The 25,459-nt window shown below is 46.3% G+C and carries 21 protein-coding genes; 7 read left to right on the top strand and 14 right to left on the bottom strand.

The window, feature by feature from the left end; translation table 11 throughout:
* Window positions 1-36 precede the first annotated feature (36 nt).
* Entirely contained in the window at window positions 37-213 is a 177-nt protein-coding gene (locus tag C7460_RS18590; protein ID WP_115869633.1) for a histone H1, read from the bottom strand.
* Window positions 214-301: 88 nt separating this feature from the next.
* Window positions 302-1,555, bottom strand: coding sequence for an aminotransferase class I/II-fold pyridoxal phosphate-dependent enzyme (locus C7460_RS18585; protein ID WP_115869632.1), 1,254 nt, complete (start codon window positions 1,553-1,555; stop codon window positions 302-304).
* Window positions 1,556-1,698: 143 nt separating this feature from the next.
* Here C7460_RS18585 and accC point away from each other — a divergent pair, with 143 nt between their 5' ends.
* From accC to C7460_RS18565, 4 genes are all read left to right on the top strand, one after another.
* On the top strand, window positions 1,699-3,195 hold the full coding sequence (gene accC, locus C7460_RS18580; protein WP_394340436.1) for an acetyl-CoA carboxylase biotin carboxylase subunit: 1,497 nt from the start codon (window positions 1,699-1,701) through the stop codon (window positions 3,193-3,195).
* A complete protein-coding gene (locus C7460_RS18575) occupies window positions 3,195-4,526 on the top strand; it encodes a DUF1015 domain-containing protein (RefSeq protein ID WP_115869630.1) in 1,332 nt (443 codons plus the stop codon). The genes accC and C7460_RS18575 overlap by 1 nt, the downstream gene beginning before the upstream one ends.
* Window positions 4,459-5,028, top strand: coding sequence for a Maf family nucleotide pyrophosphatase (locus C7460_RS18570; protein ID WP_115869629.1), 570 nt, complete (start codon window positions 4,459-4,461; stop codon window positions 5,026-5,028). Before C7460_RS18575 ends, C7460_RS18570 begins: the two co-directional genes overlap by 68 nt.
* Before the next feature lie 102 nt (window positions 5,029-5,130).
* Window positions 5,131-6,375, top strand: a complete 1,245-nt coding sequence (locus tag C7460_RS18565; protein WP_170148097.1) for a peptidoglycan DD-metalloendopeptidase family protein — start codon at window positions 5,131-5,133, stop codon at window positions 6,373-6,375.
* 19 nt (window positions 6,376-6,394) lie between these two features.
* On the opposite strand, the gene C7460_RS18560 is transcribed toward C7460_RS18565, so the two are convergent.
* The 8 genes from C7460_RS18560 to C7460_RS18520 all read right to left on the bottom strand — a co-directional run bounded on the left by C7460_RS18560 (window position 6,395) and on the right by C7460_RS18520 (window position 11,114).
* Window positions 6,395-6,598 (bottom strand): hypothetical protein, encoded by a 204-nt coding sequence (locus C7460_RS18560; RefSeq protein WP_115869627.1) that lies wholly within the window; start codon window positions 6,596-6,598, stop codon window positions 6,395-6,397.
* A gap of 22 nt (window positions 6,599-6,620) precedes the next feature.
* Window positions 6,621-7,445: a DUF2306 domain-containing protein gene (locus C7460_RS18555; RefSeq protein WP_115869626.1), complete on the bottom strand. Its 825-nt coding sequence runs from the start codon at window positions 7,443-7,445 to the stop codon at window positions 6,621-6,623.
* Entirely contained in the window at window positions 7,442-7,624 is a 183-nt protein-coding gene (locus C7460_RS18550; RefSeq protein WP_115869625.1) for a hypothetical protein, read from the bottom strand. Before C7460_RS18550 ends, C7460_RS18555 begins: the two co-directional genes overlap by 4 nt.
* A gap of 480 nt (window positions 7,625-8,104) precedes the next feature.
* Entirely contained in the window at window positions 8,105-8,623 is a 519-nt protein-coding gene (locus C7460_RS18540; RefSeq protein ID WP_115869623.1) for a hypothetical protein, read from the bottom strand.
* Window positions 8,620-9,036 (bottom strand): GntR family transcriptional regulator, encoded by a 417-nt coding sequence (locus C7460_RS18535; RefSeq protein WP_317127707.1) that lies wholly within the window; start codon window positions 9,034-9,036, stop codon window positions 8,620-8,622. Before C7460_RS18535 ends, C7460_RS18540 begins: the two co-directional genes overlap by 4 nt.
* Complete coding sequence (locus C7460_RS18530; protein ID WP_115869622.1) at window positions 8,994-9,755, bottom strand: hypothetical protein; 762 nt, start codon at window positions 9,753-9,755, stop codon at window positions 8,994-8,996. Before C7460_RS18530 ends, C7460_RS18535 begins: the two co-directional genes overlap by 43 nt.
* On the bottom strand, window positions 9,752-10,597 hold the full coding sequence (locus tag C7460_RS18525; RefSeq protein WP_115869621.1) for an ABC transporter ATP-binding protein: 846 nt from the start codon (window positions 10,595-10,597) through the stop codon (window positions 9,752-9,754). Before C7460_RS18525 ends, C7460_RS18530 begins: the two co-directional genes overlap by 4 nt.
* Before the next feature lie 115 nt (window positions 10,598-10,712).
* Window positions 10,713-11,114, bottom strand: a complete 402-nt coding sequence (locus tag C7460_RS18520) for an acyl-CoA thioesterase (protein WP_115869620.1) — start codon at window positions 11,112-11,114, stop codon at window positions 10,713-10,715.
* Between the two features lie 296 nt (window positions 11,115-11,410).
* Here C7460_RS18520 and C7460_RS18515 point away from each other — a divergent pair, with 296 nt between their 5' ends.
* Together C7460_RS18515 and C7460_RS18510 are read left to right on the top strand one after the other, a co-directional pair.
* Complete coding sequence (locus C7460_RS18515; RefSeq protein ID WP_245986472.1) at window positions 11,411-12,856, top strand: carbohydrate-binding protein; 1,446 nt, start codon at window positions 11,411-11,413, stop codon at window positions 12,854-12,856.
* A gap of 78 nt (window positions 12,857-12,934) precedes the next feature.
* The gene (locus C7460_RS18510; protein ID WP_115869618.1) at window positions 12,935-17,980 is read left to right on the top strand and encodes a glycosyl hydrolase; all 5,046 of its coding nucleotides are present in this window, start codon (window positions 12,935-12,937) and stop codon (window positions 17,978-17,980) included.
* A 34-nt stretch (window positions 17,981-18,014) separates the two neighbouring features.
* Here C7460_RS18510 and C7460_RS18505 read toward each other — a convergent pair whose 3' ends face one another.
* The 3 genes from C7460_RS18505 to C7460_RS18495 all read right to left on the bottom strand — a co-directional run bounded on the left by C7460_RS18505 (window position 18,015) and on the right by C7460_RS18495 (window position 22,124).
* A complete protein-coding gene (locus C7460_RS18505; RefSeq protein ID WP_115869617.1) occupies window positions 18,015-18,404 on the bottom strand; it encodes a response regulator in 390 nt (129 codons plus the stop codon).
* Between the two features lie 6 nt (window positions 18,405-18,410).
* Window positions 18,411-20,993, bottom strand: a complete 2,583-nt coding sequence (locus C7460_RS18500) for a PAS domain-containing sensor histidine kinase (RefSeq protein ID WP_170148096.1) — start codon at window positions 20,991-20,993, stop codon at window positions 18,411-18,413.
* A 99-nt stretch (window positions 20,994-21,092) separates the two neighbouring features.
* Window positions 21,093-22,124, bottom strand: coding sequence for a glycosyltransferase family 2 protein (locus C7460_RS18495; protein ID WP_245986468.1), 1,032 nt, complete (start codon window positions 22,122-22,124; stop codon window positions 21,093-21,095).
* Window positions 22,125-22,223: 99 nt separating this feature from the next.
* Here C7460_RS18495 and hrpB point away from each other — a divergent pair, with 99 nt between their 5' ends.
* Window positions 22,224-24,707 (top strand): ATP-dependent helicase HrpB, encoded by a 2,484-nt coding sequence (hrpB, locus tag C7460_RS18490; protein WP_115869615.1) that lies wholly within the window; start codon window positions 22,224-22,226, stop codon window positions 24,705-24,707.
* 8 nt (window positions 24,708-24,715) lie between these two features.
* On the opposite strand, the gene C7460_RS18485 is transcribed toward hrpB, so the two are convergent.
* Window positions 24,716-25,381, bottom strand: a complete 666-nt coding sequence (locus C7460_RS18485) for a hypothetical protein (protein WP_115869614.1) — start codon at window positions 25,379-25,381, stop codon at window positions 24,716-24,718.
* Between the last annotated feature and the right edge of the window lie 78 nt (window positions 25,382-25,459).

Below are 25,459 nucleotides of genomic sequence, written 5' to 3'. Positions count from 1 at the left end.
TGGAGCCCCTTTTTTGATCTATAATCAGTTGATTGATTATGCTTTGTTCTTGATATCCTGAACTTCAATTCTAATTTCTTGAGCAAGGTTCTTAAGCTCTTGCATGCCTTTTCTCACGCGAGTACCAGCAGCAGAGTTTTCCTTGTCATAGAATTTAGCAAAGTCAGCTTCTAATCCGTCTACTAATTCTTTCAATTGTTCGAATCTTTTCATATTGATAGATCTTTAAGGTTACTGATAATTATTCGTTCAAGCAATTTATACAAAATGTTCAAAAAACAAGCAATAGGAGCGAAAAAAGCTAGATTTTCGCGTAAGCACCTTCCACACCCGCTTCTTTGTACACACCGCTATCCAATTTTTCTTTCACCGCTTCGAATGCAGCAATGGTCTCAGCCACATCGTCCAAAGTGTGTACAGCTGTAGGGATGATTCTCAAAATGATCGTTCCCTTAGGCACCACAGGATAAACTACCACAGAGCAGAATATATTGTGCTCCATACGTAAATCTTTTACAAGGTTTACAGCTTCCAACGTATCTCCATTCATCACTACAGGAGTCACAGGAGACTGAGTGGTACCTATTTGGTATCCTTTTTCACGGAAACCATTCTGTATAGCGTTTACAATGGTCCAAAGCTTATCTTTAAGTTCAGGCTTAGATCTAAGCAGCTCCAAACGCTTCAGGTTACCTATTACCAGTGGCATAGGTAGCGATTTAGCAAAAATCTGTGAGCGTACATTATAACGCAACACATCTATAATATCTGCACGACCGGCGATAAATGCTCCGATACTCGCCATAGACTTGGCAAACGTGCTAAAGTAGATATCGATATCGTCTTGTACACCCTGCTCTTCACCAGCACCAGCGCCTGTAGCACCCATGGTACCAAATCCGTGTGCATCGTCTACAAGAAGTCGGAAGTCAAATTTCTTTTTCAGCGCAGCAATAGACTTCAGGTCTCCCATATTTCCGGACATACCGAATACACCTTCAGTAATGACGAGGATACCTCCACCTGTTTCACTTACTATCTTTTCAGCTCGTTTCAGCTGTCGCTCCAGGTTTTCTATATCGTTGTGAGGGAAAACAAAACGCTTACCCATGTGCATTCTGAGACCGTCTATAATGCATGCATGTGACTCTGCATCATATACGATCACATCTTTTCTATCTACCAGCGCATCGATTACAGACATCACACCCTGATACCCAAAGTTGAGCAACATGGCTGCATCCTTAGACACAAAATCTGCAAGTTCCTGCTCCAACTGCTCGTGATACTTGGTATTTCCCGTCATCATACGGGCTCCCATTGGGTATGCAAGGCCCCATTCTGCCGCCGCATCCGCATCTGCCTTCCTTACTTCAGGGTGGTTAGCCAGTCCCAGGTAGTTGTTCAAACTCCAGGTGAGCACTTCTTTTCCTCTGAACTTCATGCGTGGAGCAATCTCTCCCTCCAGCTTAGGAAACATGTAAAAATTGTCATCGAAATAAGAATGCTGCCCTAGCGGCCCCCTATCCTGTAGTAATTTTTCGAATAAATCCATCTATTGAATGTTAATAAAACCTTACCTAAATCGAACCACAAAACTAATACTTAATCCACATTGGACAAATCCTTAGCTAGCATTTCATTTTTCAACGATTAACGAAATATTCATTAGCATTGCGTATATAGCCCAAAATAAACATGATCAACAAAATACTCGTAGCAAACCGCGGCGAAATAGCCCTGCGCGTGATGCGATCTGCCCGAGAAATGGGCATCCCCACGGTAGCAGTATATAGCGAAACGGATAATACTGCCCCCCATGTATTATATGCAGATGAAGCTGTGTGCATAGGCCCACCCCCCTCAGCACAGTCTTATCTACTCATAGACAAAATCATAGATGCATGTAAACAAACAGGTGCGGATGCTGTACACCCCGGGTATGGATTCCTTTCTGAAAATGCCCATTTCGCCGAAGCGTGCGAAAAGGCTGACATTACTTTTATAGGTCCTTCCTCTCCTGCCATCAAAGTGATGGGAGACAAATTAGCTTCCAAGCAAGCCGTGAAGGACTTTGGTGTACCGCTGGTACCTGGTATGGATGAACCAATCAGCGATGTGGCTGCGGCCAAAAAAATCGCTGAAGAGATTGGCTATCCGGTAATGATCAAAGCCAGTGCCGGAGGTGGTGGAAAAGGCATGCGCATAGTACATGACCCCAAAGACTTTGAAGAGCAAATGACCCGAGCGGTCAGTGAGGCCAGGAGCTCATTTGGTGATGATTCCGTGTTTATCGAAAAATTCATCACCTCTCCCAAGCACATAGAGGTACAGATACTAGGAGATCAACATGGCAACATCGTCTATCTCTTTGAGCGCGAATGCAGCATACAGCGACGAAACCAAAAAGTAATAGAAGAAGCACCCTCGGCAGTGGTGACCCCCGAAGTACGCAAAAAATTTGGAGAAGCAGCTGTAAATGTAGCGCGTTCATGTAATTACTATGGAGCAGGCACAGTGGAGTTTATAGCGGATAGCAATCTGGACTTTTACTTTCTGGAGATGAACACCCGCCTGCAGGTAGAGCACCCTGTAACCGAACAAATCACCGGACTGGATCTGGTAAAAGAACAGATAAAGATTGCCAGAGGTGAAAAGCTCTCTTTTGCTCAGGATGACCTTCAAATCAATGGCCACAGCCTGGAAGTACGTGTCTATGCCGAAGATCCAGAAAACAACTTCCTACCAGATACAGGCACACTCAAGACTTATCGCAGGCCTCAGGGTCCAGGCATTCGTGTGGATGATGGCTATGAGCCCGGAATGGAAATCCCCATCTATTATGACCCGATGATCGCCAAGCTAATCACCCATGGCAAAGACCGACAGGAAGCCATAGAGCGGATGCGACGTGCAATCCGGGAGTATCAGATAGAAGGCATCAAAACCACCCTGACATTTTGTGATTTTGTGCTCGGGCATGAAGAGTTTGTAAGTGGAAAGTTCACCACCAAATTTGTAGAAGAACATTTCACACCAGAGGTACTTCAAAAAGATGTAGATGCAGACACTGCGCTGGTAGCTGCCCTGCTCGGAGCGGAACTACGCCAAAAACAGCAAAGTACCCTGCACCCAGCGCAAAACACCGACAGTGCAAAAAATAGTGGTTGGAAAAAAAGAATGAATAAGCGTTAATGGCGGAAATCAGACCGATTGCCGGATGGCGCTATCACCGGCGGCTTACTTCGCAAATCGATAACCTTACGTCCCCGCTCTTTGACGTGGTATCCGACAAGCAGCGAGAAGCACTCTATCAAAACCCACTAAACAGCATACACCTGTCGGTACCACGTGGCAAACAGCCAGCAAAAGCAGCCCGTGAGACGCTAGAAAACTGGAAGTCGACAGGTGTACTGGTGCAGGATCAGGTGCCTGCACTCTATGTTTATTATCAGTACTTCTCTCTGCGAGGGTCCGACAAGACCTTTTGCCGCAAAGGCTTCATTGCCAACTTAAGAGTATATGACTGGCCAGAAAAAGTGCTGCTGCGCCACGAGAGTACCATGCCTTACTCGGTAAGTGATCGCACATCACTTTTGGAGCAAACCCAACTCAACGTATCTCCTACTCACGGACTGTATACAGACCCCAGCCATGAAATAGAGAAATACCTCGACGAGAGCATGCGTCATCCCCTGTACGAATCTGAGGACTACCAGGGAGTGCGTGATGTATTTTCCGTGATTCAAGATAGAGCCGTGATCCAACGAATTCAGGAAATACTAAGGTATAAGCAAATCATACTCGCAGACGGCCATCACCGGTATGAAGGATCGCTCAATTACATGAAAGCGCAACAGGCAGCAAACCCACAGCATACTGGAGAGGAAGGCTACAACTTTCACATGATGTATTTCACCAACACGGAAGCTGAAGATTTGCGCATACTTCCTACTCATCGTGTGGTTTCAGAGGCAGCTAATTTTTCAGAAAAATGGCTCCTGGAGCAATTAGAAGCCTATTTCACCATCACTCCTGTAGAAAACGCGCCAGATGTCAATGAGGTGATCCTGGGCAAACAATGGGCATTCGGTTTGCTAGTAGGCGATAACGCTTACAAAATACGTTTAAAGCCGGAGTGTCTTCAACAAATCACCTGGAACTTCCCACAGTCTATCAAAGAGATGGATCTGACGGTCATGCACTACTTTATCTTTGAAAAAATTCTGGGCATACCCGGACCAAAACAAGTAGATGCTCGTAATATCACCTTTCAAAGAAACTTTACCGAATGCATGCGTGAGGTATTAAAAGGTGAAGCGCAGTTTGCTGTGATCACCAATGACATCAGCATTGAAACAGTGAAAAAAGTTTGCTACAGCGGCTATACCATGCCGCAAAAATCAACCTATTTTTACCCGAAAGTTATAAGTGGATTTGTATTTAGCTCTATAGCCGATGAAGAATTTCGAACACCGTTTGATCCTGGCTTCCAACAGCCCTCGCAGACAACAGCTCCTTCGTGAAGCTGGATTTGAATTTGAGGTGTTTGTACGGGATTTTCCTGAAGACTTCCCGGGTGAGCTGCCGGCTGACGAAGTAGCACAATACCTGGCTGTTCAAAAAAATGAAAACTACCGCCCGCTCCTACCTGACGCACTGATACTCACCGCAGATACTACGGTAATTCTCGGAGACCGGGTAATGAATAAACCTGCCAATGCCGATGAGGCACGCGAGATGCTCACGAGCCTTTCCAACAAAACCCATGAAGTGATCTGTGGTGTATGTATTTCTTCCGCTTCCCGCGAAATCTCCTTTTCTGATCGGACAGAAGTAACTTTTGGATCATTGAGCCCCGCAGAGATCGATCATTACATTACCACCTTCCAGCCCTTTGACAAAGCCGGGGCATATGGCATCCAGGAGTGGATCGGCATGACGAAAATCATCCGTATTACAGGTAGCTACTACAACGTGATGGGCCTGCCTACTCACAAGGTTTATGAAGCACTGATGGGATTTTGATTTCTTGATCTTTCAGGTAGATTCTAATGATTCACCCGTAACAAGTGGGCACTTTGCCCTAAGTTTGAGGTTGGAATGACCGAAAAAAGGACAAAACCAACTGTGAAACGAATATTCAGTATTCTTATTCTATGCCTGGTAGTAGTGGTGATCTGGATGACCTACCCTACCTCTGGTGAATCTCGCCCTAAAGACCTTCAACCGGGCTATGTACCTTGCGAAGCATTTGACTATCCACAGCCTACTGTAGCCGATACCATAGATGTCCCTTTGCTACCCGCACTCTCAGAAGAACGCATCCGTAAATTCACCGTTCGCTGGGGTGACAACTTTCCAAAAATCCTCAACCGAATAGGCATCCCCAGGCCAGACATCAACCTGCTATCTCATCAAATAGAAAGCCTCATCGACCTGAGGGAATTTCAGGTAGGCAATAAGTATCAGGTGCATTATAATGAAGCTGAAGAGCCTATGCGTCTCGTCTACGAGGCAGACGTGCGGGACAGGCTGGTTTTGAGCTTTAGACCTGTGGCAGCACAAATGATACAGCAGCCCATCATCACCCACATCAAAAGCACTTATGGGGTCATCACCTCTTCACTCACTAGCGCTGTGCTGGCAGCAGGTGCTCCTGAAGACCTGGCTGATAAGATTCTTACCGTACTGGCCTGGAAAGTTGATTTTCGCAACCTAAAACGCAATGATCAATTTCGTGTGATCTACGAAGAGCAAACTGTAGAGGGTGAAGTAATCGGCAGTGGCAAGGTGCTAGCGCTACACTTTACCCATGATGGTACCCACTACGCCGGCTATGGGTTTGACAATGGTGACGGCTGGGAATACTTTGACGAAAACGGCATCAACCACAGCCACAGCCCATTGATTTGCGATCGCATTACTTCACTCTATAGCAAACGGAGGTTTCATCCGGTAAAAAGACGCTACCGCTCCCATTTAGGGATGGACTTTGAGGCTGAAATTGGCACTCCTATAGAAGCGATCGATGACGGGGTGGTGATAGATGCTCGCTATGGGCGAGCCAATGGCAACTTTGTAAAGATTCGTCACAACAAAGATCTGATGACTCAGTACCTACACATGTCTAGGATAGATTCGCTCATCACCAAAGGTGTCACCGTAAAAAAAGGCCAAAAAATCGGCGAAGTGGGCTCGACGGGATTATCTTCAGGCCCACACTTGTGCTTGCGCGTTTGGTACAAAAACCGTCAGCAAGACCCTCTTAAATTTGCTTTTCCCAGGAGAAAAGACATTGCCACAGACCGCAAGGCTGCTTTTGAGGAGCAGGTAGCTGCTTACAAGAAAGATCTCGCTGATCCCATCTTATAAGCAGCGGCCAAGTAGTCTGCTAGTTTGGCAGGTCTTCACAATAAAACCCAAACGGTAATATCAGCTGTTGTACCTTTTGCTCGCAAAGGCTTCCCGTAGCTTCTATTCGAAGCACTTTATCTACGTCCTCTGTGTCTACCGTCCACTTTTTCACATCTACACATTGATCCAATGCGTCGGCGATCAACTGTACCTCCAATACGGAACGGATGTCAGTTTTCATTATAAGTATCCGCGTCATGACACTATAAAGAAGGTAACCAAAAGATGATAGCGGCCATAACAACTCCTATAGCCGTGAGTATTGTTGCAAAGTGTAAACTGACCATAGCCGCAATTTTTTGCACAGTCCTGCTGCTGCGTTTGGCTCGTAAATACAGCTCTCCAAATAGTAATGGAACTGTGGTATGCGCTAAAGCCAATCCGATATCAAACGGTCCATCAAATGCATCGGTATGCCCCGGTGCTCCCTGGTGAATAGCAATCCAAAGCCCAAACCCAAGGCGGAAAAACCAAACTCCGCTAACAGCTAAAAACATGCGAACGGCCCACTGTCGGTGCGCCTGCATCTGTCGCTGCACGGCCCTGCGCCAGGTCATCCAGGCGCATACCAAAATCAAGCTCGCATTTAGCAAATTGCCGGCGGCCATGTAGATGCTACCCACGGGACCTTTGACCAAAATAATGTAAATCCCAGACAGACTCATGATCAGGGCCACGAATACATAAATGCGTCCATTCCACCGGTGAAAACCTTTGGCCCGGCTTTGAATAGCCTTGATAAACTGAAGAGGGCCTCCGAGAGTGATTATAGCTGCGAAAACTATATGACTTACTATCGCCACATTCCCCATAGAAATTTCTTTGGTGAGGCCGTGAAAGAGCACCTCATTCCATGAGCCCAGCTCATTTCGCATTGCAGAGCCTCCATAAAAAGCAAAAATGTAATAAGCGAACATTAATTGGCCGATTACCGCTACTACAAACCATATCCTTACGGCTATGGTGAGCCACGTCTGCACCCTCCTGGAGGAAGCAGTGGGTCTTTCAGCGCTAATTGCACCAATCATGCTCCCAAATATTTGAGCCCTTCAAATACTAAAAAGGCTGGCCAGACAATGGCTTTGAGAAAGCCCAATACTCCGCCCCAAAAACCGGTGGCCGTAGAGATATAATATACGGCTGCTCCGATGAAGCCGAGAAAGTGCAAGCAACTTGGAGAGGGACTAAATTTTTCTGTGTTTTTCATGTTATTGGTGGTTTATATTTTCTATGGTAAAATGATTTTCAACTCAGATTCTATTGATTCCTGTCACCTAGCAGATGAGCCTGAACCCCGATGATGGTGTTTGATATTTTATTTATCTTTTCCTGTGTTAGGCAATAGCAACGACTGAAATAGCACTGAAATACTGCCATCACGAAATAGGCTCCAAATTCGGTAATGCATATAGCCGCTTTGTTTTGGGTAGAAAATTGGACATACAAAGCCTGAGTGCGTGCTAGCTGCAGCTCGCTCCTGATGAGTTGTTTCATATGAGTTGAATTTTGAAGAACCTATTAGACGCATCTCACCTGTCTCACCACTAGTTGGTGATTATTCCTCTTTCCGCATTGAATCAAACACTATTGAGCATTTAATACTTGCCAGATAAGCAGTAAGAGCTACAAGCTCGGCACTTCCAAATGTGTTCTGATGGTGGTTTACATATTTGTTAAACTAAAATTTTCAATAGATATCTCGAATGATTGTAATACTACTTCCACCCTCCGTCCGGAGCGTAGTTTGCTGAATATCCACAGCCCCAAAGCGAATGTTGCTATTGTTTCTAAACATACCTCTAAGACTGTCCTGCGCTACCTCTACCAGGTAGAGCGAAGTGTTGTTATTGGTTTCTATTTGGCCATAAACCGGAGCAGAAAACTGAATTTTTGGTAATTGATCCGCTGAAAGGTTCCCGGCATCCAGTATAAGCGTATCGCCGCTAATCTTTAGGTAAATATCCCAATCGAGTGCCTTGTCTTGATCGAAGGCAAAGACCTGATCACGTTGCTGTTCAAGACGAAGGTCCCAGGGTCCATTCACCTTTAGATGCCGGATTTCTGATAAAGGCAACTCTTCATAAGCAATAATGTACCGCTGGCTAAGCAGCTGTTGCAGCTGTGCTCTAAAAACGAACATACTTACCACAAATGCCATCACGACAAAAGTCAGAACCAGGACGATAATTTTCGTACTTGCTTTCATGAGTCCGCCTCTTTTAAATACAATTCATACAAATTCTGCAGATCATCCAGCCCCATCCCAAGCAAATCCATGGTTTTAAATACCTCGGGAAGTTCTTGCTCGATAAAGTCCTTTTTTTTCAACTCTTTGGTTTTCTGAAAACCATCCTCCGACACAAAATAGCCGATCCCTCGCTTGTTAAATATGATGGCTTTTTCTTGTAAGTAGGTAAAGGTTCGCATGACGGTATTTGGGTTTACTTCTATGGTTACCGCCATTTCACGCACTGACGGTATTCGATCGCCAGGTTTCCATTTGCCTGACAGTATATTTTCACAAAACAGATCGGCGATTTGCAGGTATATGGCCTGATTATCCTTAAACTCCATGGCTATACCTCCTGTTCTTTTAGCCCCAGATAGGTCACTAGCCATGTTACTGGTCCTAGCACACTCCAAAACATCCATTTCACCACCGACCAAATCGGGTGCTTGCCCATTTCTGTTATGTACTCGCATTCTCCATTTCCACAGCGATGCTCCGTCAGGAAGGTTTCTTTCATAATCATAAAAGCACACGAGCCACATACCAGCGCCACCAACAAAATAGCCAACAAAGTTTTAGGCAAGGCATAGGATTTGAACCGAACGGACCCTATCAAAAACACTCCCTGAAGGACCAGATATACGACAATTCGAAGTAAAGTCTCAGCTCCAAGCGGATCGAACGCCCGGAAGGAAACGTAACTAAAAAGCACCGGTCCTACGACATTGGCTACCCAGGTGTACAGGGTAAACACGAGTGTATAACCTACTGCCCAGCCTAAACCGGTGAGCAGCCACATGGCTATAAATTTTTCTAATGCTGAAACAGGCACCATCAGGTAATGCTGAGCTTTCAGCTTATTGCCTAGTTCGTTAAAAGCCATGCTGCTCAGCACAAAACCACCAAGAAGTATAGACCCGGTAAAATTTTCCATGTGCTCAAAGGTCACTTTGGTAGGATCCACGTAGATATCCAGGAGGAGACCCACGAAAAACAGCATTCCAAAAGTAACTGCCAGAGTCAGTACTATCCCCTTTCGAAACTTAAACAGCTGCAGTTTTAAAAAGCCAGCAAGCCTTCCCAAATCAAATGCTTTTAGCTCGCTCATAGCTGTCCCAATTTTTCAAATGCACGATCCATTTTTGCCGAATCATTAATCACGGCGTTAAAAAGCAATTCCAAATTTGGGTGACTTTCCTGGCCGGTATTTCGACTCACTACGAAATGTGTACCAAAAGATTCCTCCGAATAAACCAGTTCGGTTGCTGCAGGCAAATGCTTAAGCCGCTGAAAAGCTAAAGCTTCACTGATCTCTTCGTACGTATGGTTAAACACCACCTTTCCACTGTCCATAATAAGTATGGGATCAATGAGGTTTTCTATATCCTTCACCTGATGGGTAGATACAATAAAAGTCCTCTCCTCGTGAATGGCGTTCGCTACTATTTTGCGAAAGGTGCTTTTGGAAGGAATGTCCAATCCATTGGTTGGCTCATCCAAAACGAGTAAGTGGGTATCGGTGGCCAGACCAAATGCTAGCAAAAATTTCTTTTTCTGACCCAAAGACAACTGAGTCAGCATTTTGTCCACAGGCACTTCGAAAGCTTGCAGATAGGCCTGAAACGACTGCTGATCAAATCTCGGATAAAAGACGGAGTAATACTTTTCATACTGTTCAGAAGTCATGGTCGGCACATAAATCTCCTCAGGTACCAAAAAGATTTCCTGAAGCAACTTAGGGTCTCGCTCATGTGAATGCTTACCGCTTATCCTAATTTCCCCAGACTTTGGAGCCAACAAACCACTGATCATCTTGAGCAAAGTGCTTTTACCTGCCCCGTTCTGCCCCAGCAAACCATAAATATTGCCTGCGGTCAGTTCTAGCGAGAAGCCGTCAAACAGCCCACCCTGCTTGCTATAAGCAAAAGACAAGTCATTGATTTGTACCATAATTCGATAGTGTTACGGTGTACTACCCTACTAATACACTACAATTGTAACATATTTACGATAAGTACCAAATCTGGTTGTCAGAAATTCGATGAAATAAGCTAAAAAAAGTAATTTACTGCTGCTTCTGTGCTGCGATTCTGTCACTTACGAACTCCACTTGAGTCTTACCGTGTGGCTTAGGTTGGCCATTATTGTCAAGGTTTACCATGACAATTTCATCGATTTTCACGATCGGTTGTTGGGTCATCTTGTTGCGGACCTCCGCACGCAGTGTCAGTGAGCTTTTGCCCCACTTTACAGGCTCTATCCCTATTTCTACGATATCGTTTTGGCGTGCTGACGATATAAATTCCACAGAAGACATGTATTTGGTCACTACATGGGCATTTTCTAGCTGGATAATCGCATAGAGTGCTGCCTCCTCATCTACCCAGGCGAGGAGTTTTCCTCCAAAAAGTGTTTCGTTGGCATTGAGATCTTCGGGTTTCACCCATTTTCTAGTGTGATAATTCATAGGCTTTTATTTAAATAAACACACATCAATTGAAATTGTGTTGATGTCATTACTTTGAATTGTATGCCTATTATTTTTGGTTATTTATGATTCCAGCGTATTTCAATTTTCACCGATGGCCTCCTGTTACCAAAAGAGGTTTATACCATGAATTTTAGCAAAATCGACGTAGTATTGATGTGGTCATTTTTGTCCACTGATGTGTTATTGATGTAGTGAATTTTTAGTGTATTGATATAGAACAACTTAGGTTTAAAAAACCTAATTAATCAATTTTCAATACAACCAAGAACACTATGAAACCTCAACCAATGGTGAACACAGACCTTTCACACGGTCTACTCGTTTTCGTATTTTTCATTCTATTTGTAGTATTTAGTTTGCTTCCAGGCTACTCGCAAAACTGGCAGCTGGTGTGGTCTGATGAGTTTACCAATAGCATCGGCCCGGACTGGGTCTTTGAAACAGGTACCGGTTCTGGCGGCTGGGGCAACAACGAGCTTCAGTACTACCGACAACAAAATGCGTCCATCGAAAATGGCCAGCTGGTCATTACCGCCAAACAGGAAAGCTTTGGAGGCAAGAACTATACCTCTGCGCGAATGAAAACGCAGGGCAAGAAATCCTGGAAATATGGCAAAATCGAAGCGCGTATTGCTATGCCTTCCTTTCAGGGAGTATGGCCAGCTTTTTGGATGCTGGGAGACAATATCACCTCAGTAGGCTGGCCAGCCTGCGGTGAGATAGACATCATGGAGCATGTCAATACGGAGCAAGCCACTCATGGCACCATTCACTGGCAAGATCACACCAACAGCTACGCGAGCTATGGCGGCAGTACCTATGCGAATGTGACTACATACCACACCTACGCTATCGAATGGGATGCCAACAGCATCAAGTGGTTTATAGACGGCAATCAGTATCATGAAGCCAGTATAGCCGGGGGTGTAAACGGCACCAGCGAATTCCACAATAATTTCTTCATCATCCTCAACATGGCAATCGGTGGCAACTGGCCAGGATGGAATGTGGACAATAGCGCCCTTCCTGCCAAAATGTACGTGGACTATGTGCGCGTTTATGAGGCTGGAGGACCAGCATGGTCTCAGCAAATAGAAGCTGAAAACTACGCCATCATGTCTGGTGTGCAAACCGAAAACTGCTCAGAAGGCGGTCTAAACGTAGGTTGGATAGATGCCAATGACTGGATGGTGTGGGATGTAAACCTGCCTGCCAGTGGGGCATACACGGTATCGTACAGAGTGGCAAGTCTCTATGGTGGAGGTGGTCTGCAGTTAGAGCAAGCCGGAGGCAGCCCTGTGTTTGGGTCGCTGAGTGTACCCAACACAGGCGGGTGGCAAAACTGGACCACCATCTCACATACAGTAAACCTAAATACCGGGCAGCAACAGATCGCCATCAAAGCCACCTCCGGAGGCTGGAATATCAACTGGCTAAGCCTGACGCAAGCCACTGGCTCCAGAACTACCAGGGAAGTTATAGAAAATAAGAAGCCTGCACTAAGCGTTTTCCCCAATCCAGCCAACGAATACCTTCAGATCAATGGAGCTCTTGACGCAGACTTTCAGCTTTTCGATTTGGCAGGCAATGAACTACAAAACATCCATTCCAGGCTAACACACAATAAGCTCAAGCTAGACATCAGCCACCTACCAAAAGGTACTTATCTGATCAAGCTGGCAAAGCATGACGAAGCGCTAAAATTCGTCAAATACTAATCTTTTCTCTTCTGACCTCTGGTGCTTTATCTGGGGGTCAGAAGTACCTAAACCAATCACATATCTAAACTTACAACTATGAAAACGCGAATTTTCCAATGGAAAACACTTCTATTGGTATGTTTACTCACTATTTTACAAATTTCACACGCTCAGATTATTTCAGTAGGTAGCGGTAGCTACACCACCACATTTCCGGGCACCGATCAAGCTGGAAGAAACACCTTTCCGTCCGGTAGCCCTACCCTATCAGGCAGTGCCGCAAGCATGCCCGTACCCACCAATGACTGGTGGTCTAACCTGATCAAAGAAAACCATGGCGGTCAGGCCTTCAACTACCCGCTATCTTACAAATCACGCCTGGATGGGCTCACCATAAATTATACCATACCTCCCACTAGTGGACCCTCCGAATACCGGCAGCCTATGGGCGATGTAAATGGAATAGTCGTTGGCGTGGACGGGCTAAACGTCACACAATCAACTGCCTCAGACCATAGCGACTGGACCGTAACCATGAACTGGTCCGGCGGAGGGAAAACTTTTAATGCGACCATGGGCACAGGAATGCCTTTCACTTATTTCACCAAAGGCACAGCTGATCTCGCTAAGGTGGTAGTCAATCACAATCCGTCCGGCGCCTCTGTCGATGGCAACAAAATCATCATCACCAACAACTACAACAACGCCAACTTTGTCGTCTTTGGGCCTGCCGGATCCACCTGGACAGGAAGTGGCGGGGTGTATACATCTTCACTCAACGGCAAAAATTACTGGTCCATGGCAATGCTCCCTTTTGGCGTGGACATCAATACGGCTATTGCAAGCCTGGAGCCTCACGCGTTTGTATTTCCCGAAAATACGACCACCAGCTGGTCATACAACGAATCCAATGGTGAGGTATTAGCCACCTTTTCCGTTACTCCAGACATCAAAGAAGGCAGCGAAACCGATGTTGTTCTCGGCTTACTTCCCCACCAATGGTCACGGCTGGCAACCAGTTCTCCACAGCCAGGAGGAATGAGTTACGAAACCGTCAGAGGAGAGCTCAAACTCCTACATAGCAATTCTTTTTCCACTCAAAACACCTTTAGCGGAATACTGCCTACACTACCAAACCTCGGCAAATACAGCGATGGTTTTGACCCAGGCGCACTCTACCAAAAAATCGATCAGATAAAGAATGATGGTCTGGCTACCTGGACAGACTCCTACAATGAAGGCCAGGCCATGAACCGCCTGATCCAGGCAGCACATATAGCCGACCAAATCGGGCATGTAGAAGCCCGTGATCAGCTTTTGACTACAGTCAAAAACCGCCTTGAAGATTGGTTTACTTCCGAAGGTGGTGAAGTGGCCTTCCTATTTTACTACAACGACACCTGGAAAAGTATGCTTGGTTATCCCGCTGGGCACCGTCAAGACGAAAACCTAAACGACCACCACTTTCACTGGGGATACTTCATTCATGCAGCCGCAGCTATTGAGCAATACCAGCCTGGCTGGGCATCCCAGTGGGGTGGCATGGTCGACTTACTCATCCGTGATGCCGCCAACCCGTCGCGCACCGACCCCATGTTCCCATTTTTAAGAAACTTTAGTCCCTATGCAGGCCATTGCTGGGCTAATGGGTTTGCCACGGAGCCTTTTGGCAATGACCAGGAGTCTACTTCCGAATCGATGCAGTTTAACTCCTCACTCATCCACTGGGGCACGGTGACAGGTAATGATGCCATTAGAGATTTGGGCATTTTCCTTTATACCACCGAGCAATCAGCCATTGAGGAGTATTGGTTTGACCAAAACGACCGGACCTTTCAGCCGGAATATGCCCATGAAATGGTGGCCAGGATATGGGGAGGTGGATATGACAATGGTACCTGGTGGACTTCAGACATTGCGGCAAGCTACGGCATCCAGCTCTACCCAATACACGGGGGAGCCTTATACATGGGACATAATACGGCGTATGTACAAGAGGTTTGGAATGGTATGACTTCCAAAACGGACGTACTCAACAACGTACCAAATGACAACTTGTGGTACGATACGTATTGGAGTTTCCTTTCGTTTTTAGATCCAGCTCAAGCCCTTAGTCTGTATAATTCTTATACTGACCGAAACATCAAATTTGGCATCTCTGATGCACAAACTTATCACTGGCTGCATACCATGAACGCCATGGGTCAGGTAGCGGAATTAGTCACCGCCAACTACCCGATCGCAGCAGTATTCCAGAAAAACGGCACTAAAACCTACGTGGCACACAATTACGGATCGTCAGCCATCACCGTTTCGTTTTCGGATGGCTATACCATGACCGTACCAGCTGGCGAAACTGCGACTAATAAAGATCTTAATGCTTCGATCACGCTATCGGCCAGCACCGACGAAATACCATCCAATGGCTCTTTGGTCTTGTCGGCAACAGCTACCGGTTCTTCCATTAGCAAAGTGGAGTTTTATCGAGGCAATCTACTGGTAGGCACTGATACCAGCGTCCCTTACGAAGCTACGGACACCAATGTGCCGGCGGGCTTTCCTGCTTACCATACACGTGTGTATGTGGGCAGCGATTTCAACGTTTCCAATATTGTACGCATTCAGTCAGGAGCACAAACCCCATACCTGGGAAGCCCCACTGCCATACCAGGAACGCTGGAGGCAGGGTATTACGACAGCTTTGAAGGAGGCTCCGGTCAAGGTGTGAGTTATAGTGATGCAACCAGTTGGAATGAAGGAGACTTTAGGCCTTCAGAGGCTGTAGACGCTTCTTTTACTAATGGAGAAGGGCACACTGTGGGGTGGATAGACGGTGGTGAATGGCTGGAATATACCGTGGATGTAGCCCAGGCAGGTGACTACTCCGTCACACTGCGCTATACCTCAGGTAGCAGCTCCGGTGGTGGTCCTTTTTGGTTTGAAAATGAAAATGGCACCCAAATCAGCCCCAGCATCACCGTGTCTATGAATGACCCTTCTTGGAGCACCTACGAAGACAAAACCGTGAGCAATGTAAGTCTCAGTGCTGGCACACAGGTCATTCGCGTACAAGTGGGCAGTGGAGGGTTTAATTTGGGTCGCATGACCTTTACTTACGAAGGTACTGCTCAGCCCGAGCTTTCTTCATTTGTGATATCTCCCGAAAACCCTGCGGTAGCTGAAGGAAATACGATCCAGTTTACTGCTCAAGGCTATGATCAGTTTGGTGACTCTATAGCCAGCACTCCTTCCTGGTCCACCACCGGAGGTAGCATCAGTACCTCCGGTCAATATAGTGCAAATACTGCGGGCACCTATACCATTACGGCTTCAGAGGGGGATGTCACAGCCAGCACGAGCGTGACAGTGTCCGCTAGTGCTGCGCTTTCCAGCATTTCGGTCACTCCATCAAATACAACCATCCCTGAAGGATCCACCCAGCAGTTTACTGCACAGGGGTATGATCAAAACGGAGACCCTGTATCCATTTCGCCTACCTGGTCCGCTTCTGGTGGAGACATAGCCAGCAGTGGCCTTTTTACCGGTACTACCGCGGGATCCTTTACGGTTACAGCTACTGCTTCGGGCATCTCAGGCACAGCTCAAGTGACAGTGACCAGCGGCACTTCATCTTGTAGCTTCAGCGCAGCTACGGGAGACTATACCGCAGAGGTCTCTGGCAGCAGCAATCCATCCATCACATTTGTACCAACAGTAAGCGGTGTAGGCAACACCACATGCATACTCTACTATGGCACCAGTCCTACTGGCGGATATCCGGGCTACAATGTAACCCCAAATCAGCCATTTACCATCAATGCCAGTTCTGGCCAAACCATCTACTTTTATTACACCTATAGCTTACCCCAGGGAGGTGAAAACAACACTTCCAATAGCCGGCATAGCTTTGAGGTCGGCAACTGCGGTGGCTCTAACCCCACTCCTGTACTTGCCTCGATTAGCGTAAGTCCGTCAGCAGCCACGATCAGCCAGCATCAAACACAGCAATACACAGCTCAGGGCTTTGACCAAAATGGAGACCCCATGAGCATCAACCCTACGTGGAGCACGACTGGAGGGGCCATAGACGCTCAGGGACATTACACCCCTTCAGCTACTGGCAACTTCACCATCACTGCTACTGCTGATGGTGTATCGGGCAGTACCAACCTTACCGTAACATCTGGCAGCACCTCAGCCTACCCGATACCCGGACAGCTGGAGGCAGAAGCCTACACCTCCATGAGTGGTATCCAAACCGAAACCAGCACAGATACTGGTGGAGGAGAAAATGTGGGGTGGATAGATCAGGGAGACTGGCTTACCTATGAGGTAGATGTAGCAGAATCGGGCACTTATACCCTGGAGGTACGAGTAGCTGCGGCAGGAACAGCCAACAAAATGTTTGATATCAGCCTAGGCGGCAATTCACTTGCAGATTTTAGTTTTACTGGAACAGGAGGATGGCAAAACTGGACCACAATTACTGAAAACATCACGCTCACTGCTGGCGTGCAAACCTTACAACTCAATGCGAACAGCAGCGGATTCAATATCAACTGGTTGACGTTTACGGCTAACACATCTGCTGGAGGATGCTCGTTTGATGCCTCCACAGGGGATTATTCCGCCAGTACTTCTGATGACGCTCCTAATCCCACGATTACATTTGTACCGAGTACAGCAGGAGTAGGTAGCACTACGTGCATCCTCTACTACGGCACCAGCCCTACTGGAGGATATCCCGGCTACCACGTCACGCCGAATCAGCCGTATCAAATCACCGCAGCTGCTGGTGAAACCATCTATTTCTACTACACCTACAGCTTGCCTACTGGTGGCGAAAATAATACCTCGTCATCCAGGCACAACTTCACGGTAGGGAGCACCTGTAGTAATGCAAGGGTGAGTAGTCAGAGTGCACAGAAAATTCGCATTAGCCCTAATCCTGCGTCTCGATGGATTCAGCTTTCTGGCTTGAATGAAAATGAAGGGTTTCAGGTAATAGATCTAGGCGGAAAAGTATGGATTCAAACCAAATCACTTACTACCAGTTATCGGCTAGCCATAGATGAACTGGCTCCTGGGGTGTACCTGTTCAAAACAGATGGAGGCACGATAGAAAAGTTTATCAAACGTTAACCAACCAGAGCCATGTTGTAAGACATGGCTCTTTTTACCCTGCTTGGCGCTTCCAGGCGTCGATGATCACTTCTTCGATTTCATTTACATTGAAGGGCTTAGTAAAATACCGGTCGATGAGGTTGGCTTCCATTGCCTCTTCTATTTCGGGGTTAAAGCCAAAGCCAGTCATGATGAAAAAAGAGATATCATCGTACTTGGACTTAGCTTTCTTGATGAATTGAACACCATTCATTTTGGGCATGCGCATGTCACTAATTACCACCACAGGCCTTTCACGCTCTTCATCCAATTGCTTTAGCGCTGTGAGAGGAGATTCTGCTGTGATAATATTAAACTTTCTTTGAAAGTTAGCTTGAAAAACAAATAAATTATCTTTCTCATCATCAACATACAGGACGCGTATTTCCGGATACTGTGGCATAACTGGTTAACCTATCTGATTAGGAAAAGTGAGGACAAACTTAGCTCCCTTTCCGGGCGTTGAGTACACCTCCACTTCACCGCTGTGTTCTTTAATTATGGAAAAAGTAATAAACAATCCGATACCAATCCCCTTTCCTGGGGCTTTTGTTGTGAAAAAAGGATCACTTATTCGATCGATATTTTCGGGTGCTATGCCTACCCCATCATCTTCGAAGATGATTTCTTTGGAAGCTTCAGTCTCTCGGATTGTCACAGAAATGGTTCCATTCCGGTCGATTGCCTGCACTGCATTACTGAGGATATTCAAAAAAGCCTGATGCAGTTTACCCTCATTACCAGCAAGTTGCACATGATCATTGTAGTGTTTTTCTACCGTTATCCGGCCCTTGATCTGTGCATGCAACATCACCAGACAATTATCCACAATGGCTTCTAGCTGACAAGTTTCACTCATTGATGGCACCTGTCTGCTAAACCGACTCAGGCTTCTTACAATCTCTGCAGCTCTATCTACCCCGTCGTTTATTATTTCCAAAAATGGCTCTACAGCTTGGTCGTCAAAGCACTCCAAATCTTCCAGCTCTCTCACTAATCCCGAACAACCGTTTTTAATAAAATTTAAAGGGTTATTGATTTCATGTCCGATCCCCATCGCCAGCATACCCAGACTTGCCATCTTTTCAGATTGGATCAGTTGGGCCTGTGCTGATTTGAGCTCATTTAGTGTTAACTCCAACTCCCGGTTTCCAGCCATGAGCTCAGTGTTTTTAGCATGTAGCTCCTTAGTTCGCTCAGATACCAACTGCTCCAGTTTTGTAGCATACCGCTCTAGCTCCACCTGAGATTTGCGCAGTTCGGTAACATCTTCCACGAAGACCGAAACCCCTGTGACCTCCCCTTTTTGAAACACTGGATTGTGGCTACACAGATAATATTTCACCCCCTCAGAGGTTGGATATTCGATTGTTTCATTGAATTTCTCCCCGTTTAGGCCTCGTTCCTGAAATCCCTCGAATAAGCCTGCCATGGAGCCTCCAAGCTTTCCTATAAGGTCAATCCCCTTATACAACTCTAACTTTTCGGTTTGGTAAGTCACTTCTGCAAATCTCTTATTGTAGGCAACTAAACGCTGTTCACGATCAAACAACCCGATAATACTATTGGTACTTTCGATAATTGCTTCCAGGTTTGCTTCACGCTCCAAAATTTTGGCCTCAGCTTCTTTTCGTTCAGTAATGTCTAGCAGTACTCCTTCCAAATATTTGAGCTCCCCCTCTTCATAAATTCCCTGACCGTACTCATCCACCCATACCCAGCCTTCGGCACCCTTCTTTTTAATCCTATAGGTACAGTGAAATGGCTCCTTACGCATAAGCGCTTCCTCTACTTCAGCTAAAATGTATGGCTTATCTTCTGGGTGGTAGAGGTCTATAAAGCTCACTCTGCCAGAGAGGAAATCTTCATGTTCATATCCACTTAGGTTTTTTATTTCCTGATTGAGGTACTGCATGGAAAAGCGCTCGTCGTTAAGGCACAGGTAAATCACACCCGGTATATTGTCAGCGATTCCTCGAAACCGCTGCTCGCTTTCCTTCCAGCGCAACTCGGCTTCCTTCACGGCCGTAATATCCCGCGACCCGGTAAGTATGGATGTCACTTCTCCTGTATCGTCTTTCGTTATGCTTGTATATGAGTCGAGCCAAATATAGGTTCCATCTTTTCGCCTAAAACGATACTGTATGCTGCCATCAGTTTGGCCTTTCAATGACGGTTCGTGAGAGCTTTCACGAATGTATTCTATATCATCAGGGTGAAAAAAATCATACGGGTTTCGACCGATCAATTCGCCAGGTGTATAGCCTACTAGCCTTGTAGCAGAAGGAGAAACATACTTGTAAGTTCCGTCTGGCTCATGTGTACAGATCAACTCACGGCTCCTCTCGATCATATACCTGTAGCGTGCCTCACTTTCTTGCAACGCCAGCTGCACAAATCGCTTCGCAGTAACATCTAAAGACCTTAAGATATAGTAAATCTTTCGTGTGTCCACATCGAGGACGGCACTGCAGGTATTCTGAAAGGTTTTACCTCTCAGGGTTAAATCAATATCTTGCTTTTGTCCGGGTTTGAGTGCCAGTATGTGCTGTTTCAATGGCTGAAAAACCTCTGGCATCAAGACTTTCTCAGCTGACAAGTCTATCAGATCTTCTGGATCAACCTCCTGATCCGAATACCCTTCTCCGGCTGTATATATGATACGCAGGTCTTCATCCATCAAGGTAATAGAGCCTTGCGGATAGCTACCAGCAAGCATTTTAAGCTGCTTTTCAGCTGTGAGCGACTGCTCCTGCAGTATGGTTAGTATTTTACCATCATACTGATACTTGTATCCTTCTGGAATAAAATAAACTCCCTGTTGGGGGCGGGTGGATGCGGTAAGCACTCGGCCATCTAGTTTTGTGGTGTTTGCTCGTTGTTGCCACTTTTGAGTGACATGATACACCACCAGTACCGCGTTCAGGTTTTGGGAAAATGCTTCTACTTGCTCCGGAGCATACTCCAGTGCATTATAAAAAGCGATAGACATGGACATTTCGGTTGATCGGTAGAAAATTACCTAATTCTGTGCACCCGATATGCCGATATGTGTTTTTTTTATGCCAAAAGGCCAAATAGCTGTCAGAAATCACACAAAAAACCAATAGTCTGTCACTGGTTGCTTGCCCCAGGCGATTAGCTGCTGTCGAATTTCCGCTACATCATCAGGTGCAGAAACTACAATAAGGATCTGTGGACGGTCAAGGGACAAAATAGCGTCGCACCCTTCCATGCGAATGCCATAAATATCCTTACCTATCTTCCGATCATTGTCACATACCCAATGTAGCTGGCTCTCCTTTTCTCTGGGCTGCAAAAGCCTGATAAGATCCTTTCCATTTCGGCCTGCCCCCCAAATAACAAGCGGTCTACGGCTATCACGATCCAACTCATAGAAATAGCGGAGTTTCAACTCAAAGTAGCGATTATCCTTATACTCCTCCCAAGTACGTGAGATTCGCTGCGACCTGTCCCGCCAATAGTGCAACACCTTATCAACACCTATTACGCGTAAGCCATTTTGATAAAACCTAAAGCACAAGTCATAATCCTCCGGATAGACCACCGGGTCAAACGCTCCTACCGAATCAAAATCATCACGATGTATGATCCAACAATGGGAAGGAATGACGCATTCTTTATAAATCTCTTGATAATGCGTACTGGTCCTGGCCACATGATTGAGCCAGCGTTCATAGCGTAAAAAGCCATCACCTACCTCTCCCTCTTCCACAAAATGCTCCGTGCCTCCGGCAATGATCGTTCCCTTACCATGAGGAAGCCATGCATTTACCAGCACCTCAAGCTTTTTTGCAGGCATGCGATCGTCCGAATCCATTCGATTGATAAGCTCACCCCTGGCCTGAGCATATCCTACCTGAAGTGTCGGGATCAAGCGTGGTTTATGACTATCAAACACCCGAACCCGCTCATCTTTTTGCTCGTACTCCCTCAATATCTCCGGCGTTCGATCTGTAGAATGATCGTTTACAGCAATTAACTCCCAGTTGGTATAGGTTTGTGCCAGTATAGAGTCCAAACACTCTTCCAGATAAGGGGCTGTATCTTTAACGGCCATGATTATAGACACCAGGGGTTGAGTTTGCTGAGCTTTTGACATGACGGCAAACCTAGTCAATCCGGCATAACCCTCACCTCCTACCCGCCGCAATTCGGACCAAATCCCTTAATTTCGCACTTCACTAAACCCATTCAGGATTTGGCATTCGACCCATACAGCACAGACCTGCCCATTCGCGAGGTACTAGACGATACCAAAAAACATCTGGCTACCAGCAATTGCCTGATCGTAAATGCTCCTCCCGGTGCCGGAAAAAGTACAGTATTGCCGCTGGCACTGCTGAACGAACCATGGCTTTCGGGCCAAAAGATTCTGATGCTTGAACCCAGGAGACTTGCGGCACGATCTATCGCCGCACGAATGTCTGACCTCAATGGCACCCAGGTGGGTAAAGAAATTGGCTATAGGGTTCGGTTTGATAATCGAGTATCAGAAGCCACTAAAATAGAGGTTGTCACAGAGGGTATTCTGACCCGTATGCTGCATTCAGACAATGCACTGGAAGGCGTAGGCCTGATTATCTTTGATGAATTTCATGAAAGGAGCATCCATGCAGACGTAGCACTAGCCCTTTGCAGAGAAGCACAACAAGTGCTAAGAGAAGATCTCCGCATAGTTATCATGTCTGCCACACTCGACATGCCTCAACTATCGGATCTACTAAGCTCTCCGACGATAGCTAGTAAAGGAAGGCAATACCCTGTAGACGTACTTTATACTGGAGAAAATGACCTGATGATGTTGCCAGAACTCACTGCTCGCACCATTCTTCAAGCCAGCCGTGAACAGCCTGGAGATATTCTGGCATTTTTCCCGGGTGAAGGTGAGATTCGAAAATGTGAAGAACTCCTGCGCAAAGAGCTCAAAAGCTTTGCTATCCACCCTTTGTATGGCCAGCTACCTCAAAACAAACAATTTGCTGCTATTATGCCTGACAAGGAAGGCAAAAGGAAAATTGTATTGGCTACCAGTATAGCAGAAACGAGCCTCACCATCGAAGGCATCACCACAGTAGTAGACACTGGGTTTGCCCGAAAGTCTAAATTTGACCCTTCCTCTGGGCTCTCAAAACTAGTAACTGTTCCAGTATCTATTGATGCCGCCGATCAACGTGCAGGCCGAGCCGGACGGCTTGGCCCTGGCGTATGCTACCGAATGTGGACAAAAGCCACGCATGCTCAGCTTCAAGCGCACCGCACTCCAGAAATTATGGAAGCCGATCTGGCACCATTGGTTTTGGATCTGGCCAAATGGGGAATTCAAAACCCAAACGACCTGGTTTGGCTCGACCCTCCTCCTTCAGGAGCTTTGGCTCAAGCCAGAAATATGCTGCATGAAATAGAAGCTCTGGAAGACGACAAACTCACACAGCATGGAGAAGAGCTGCATAAGCTACCCTGTCATCCCAGAATAGCCCACATGCTCATAAAAGCCGCAGAGGAAGACGCTCTGGCTCTGGGTACAGACATAGGTGCGCTATTGGAAGAACGTGACCCGCTACCTAAAGAGAGTGGAATAGACATCAACCTAAGGCTAGAAGAACTGCGTCGGTTAAGAGGAGAAAACCGATTGGGTAAAAAATTTGCTCGAATTGAAAAGGTAGCCCAATCCTATCGTCAACTTTTCAAAATTGAAGCTGACAACAGCCCTGTAGATCCATTTGAAACGGGGCTGTTGCTCTGCCAGGCATATCCTGAGCGCATTGCCCATTCACGTCCTGGCAACAACGCCCAATTTCAGTTGGCCAATGGCAAACTCGCCATGGTAGGTCATAGGGATGACCTGGCACATGAGCCGTGGCTCGCCGTAGCGCATATGGACGCTCGTGATGGCATGGGAAAGATTTTTTTGGCGGCTCCGCTAAACCCACGAGACCTTGCACCACTGGTGCAAGAACGCGAAATGGTCACCTGGGACACACGCAAAGGTGGGCTAATTGCCTCTAGAGATTTGCGCATAGGCAGCATAGTGCTCCAATCTAAACCAATCGATGACCCGGACGAAGAAGAAATCAAACAGGCTATATGTAAAGCCTTAATAAAGGAAGGCGAACAATTGCTCAATTGGAGTGAGCATGTGATACGATGGCAAGCCAAAGTACTTTCGCTACGCAAGTGGAATCCAGATGAAGGCTGGCCTGATGTGAGTACACGCACCTTACTGGCAAATTGTGAGCAATGGATCACCCCTTACCTGGAAGGCGTAGAAACTCCCGAAGACCTCAAAAAAATTGACCTTAGCGAGGTTTTGCATTTTAGTCTAGCATTCGACCAACAACAACTACTGGATGAGCTCACACCAAATCAGATAGAGGTCCCCAGTGGCAGTAAAATAAAGCTCGAATACCGCACCGATGGCGAGGCTCCTTTCTTGAAAGTACGCCTTCAGGAAATGTTTGGACTAGCGGAAACTCCACGAATCAATCAGGGAAAGACAGCAGTATTACTTCAGCTACTCTCCCCAGGATTTAAGCCTGTTCAAATCACCTCAGACCTGAAAAGTTTTTGGAATGAAACGTACTATGAAGTGCGAAAAGATCTAAAACGACGATACCCCAAACATCACTGGCCGGACGATCCGTGGATCGCAGAAGCAGTGCGTGGAGTAAAACGAAAAAAGTGATCTTGCTTCTATTGGCGACGAAGCGAATATTCCAACTCCAATTCGGCATTGGATAGCCGTAGTTCTCGTCCGTAAAACCAGGCCTTCCATGCAGTCTCCTGATTTTCAAAAATGAGCTTTCGGTGACGCGGATCTACTTTGAGACCGCCCCGTTCTTGCGTTTTGCCATCTACGCTTAGCAAGTAGCTAACTGGGGTAAACGACATATAAGTTTGAGCTGGAAACGTTTTTTTACCTTTTTTTCGAATACGGTAAAGCACCCAATTTCCTACTAGTTCTTCCTCAAATTCATCAAAATCAGGGATTTTTTCTACAGGGGTAAAAGTGAGAAAAGTAGTAAAATACGGCGCTTTTTTGCCTCTAAGTCGCAATTGCCTCTGAATCAATTGGAGGCTCCATGCGTCATTCCACCAGGGCGTATGTGGACTATTGAAATGAATTTCTCCATTGTGCAGTTCATAGGTACCCACTAAATCTCCTGCTGGTCGGGTCACGGCAAAGCTCCCATTTGGCTGAAGCTGCATGTATAGCTGATCTACCGGCTTCTCAAAACCATCAATATTTAGTGCATCCAGTCTCCAAAGACCGCTGATTTGTGCGGGAGTCAAATCTTGACATGCCTGGCAAAGCATCAATATCAATACAGGAAAGATAAGTCGATATTTTAGGGTCATACTGCTGAGGCACAAATTTAGATCCAAGGATATAAAAAAAGCCCGATTGTTTCCAATGGGCTTTTTAAGTATAAAAAT

The sequence above is a fragment of the Marinoscillum furvescens DSM 4134 genome (assembly GCF_003386095.1).
Classification (GTDB): Bacteria; Bacteroidota; Bacteroidia; order Cytophagales; family Cyclobacteriaceae; genus Marinoscillum; species Marinoscillum furvescens.
The sequence above is the reverse complement of the archived record's forward strand: the minus strand, read 5'-3'. Positions and strand labels throughout refer to the sequence as shown.